The organism is Mesorhizobium sp. M1050 (genome assembly GCF_040318715.1).
Taxonomy (GTDB): domain Bacteria; phylum Pseudomonadota; class Alphaproteobacteria; order Rhizobiales; family Rhizobiaceae; genus Mesorhizobium.
In genome coordinates, this window is record NZ_JAMYMV010000174.1 from 1 (window position 1) to 866 (window position 866).

General features: G+C 63.2%; 1 protein-coding gene. It reads left to right on the top strand.

The window, feature by feature from the left end; all coding sequences use genetic code 11:
* On the top strand, nucleotides 1–866 hold an 866-nt coding region (locus NKH57_RS33740), incomplete at both ends, for an ISAs1 family transposase (protein WP_352950689.1).

The following is an 866-nucleotide window of genomic DNA, read 5'->3' on the forward strand; positions in this document are numbered from 1 at the left end:
ATCAACGCGCGTCATGATCTGGCGGAGCTTCTGTTCTTGGCTCTGCTTGCGACCCTGTGTGGGGCCAAGAGCTGTGTTGACATTGCCGATTTTGTTGAGGGTCGGGAAGACGAGCTGAGAGAGATCGTGGCGCTGGAGCATGGTTGCCCGAGCCACGACACGTTCAGCCGGGTGTTTCGACTTCTTGATGCCGATGAGCTTTCGCGCAGCTTTGCCGCTTTCATGGCAGCGCTGCGACAAACGCTCGGGCCTTCGCCGCGCGGCGTGGTGGCGGTCGACGGCAAATCGCTGCGGCGCGGCTACACTAAGGGTCGGGTCTTTATGCCGCCTTTGATGGTGAGCGTGTGGGACGCCGAGACGAGGCTGTCGATTGCCGCTGCCCGCGCGCCCGAGGGCGACGAGGTCACAGCCACGCTGGATCTTCTGAAGAGCTTGGATTTGAAGGGCTGCACGGTGACGGCGGATGCGCTGCACTGCCGTCCCGACACCGCCAAGGCGCTGATCGGCAAGAAGGCGCATTATGCGCTGGGGCTGAAAGGCAATCGTCCCAAGCTGTTCGCTGCGGCGGAGCGAAGCTTCGCCGCAGCTGCCGAGATCGCCTTCTTCGAGACCAGCGAAAGCGCGCATGGCCGCACCGAAACGCGAAGAGCCTCGGTCCTGCCGCTCAAACGGCTGCTCGATCCGCCAGCCTTTCCCGGCCTCAAGGCGATCGGCCGCATCGAGGCCTCGCGCAGCGTGGCAGGCGGCAAACCCACCACCTCGGTCCGCTATGTCGCGCTTTCCAAAGTGCTCATGCCCAAAAGACTGGCCGAGACCGTCAGAGCACATTGGACCATCGAGAACCAGTTGCACTGGAGCCTCGATGT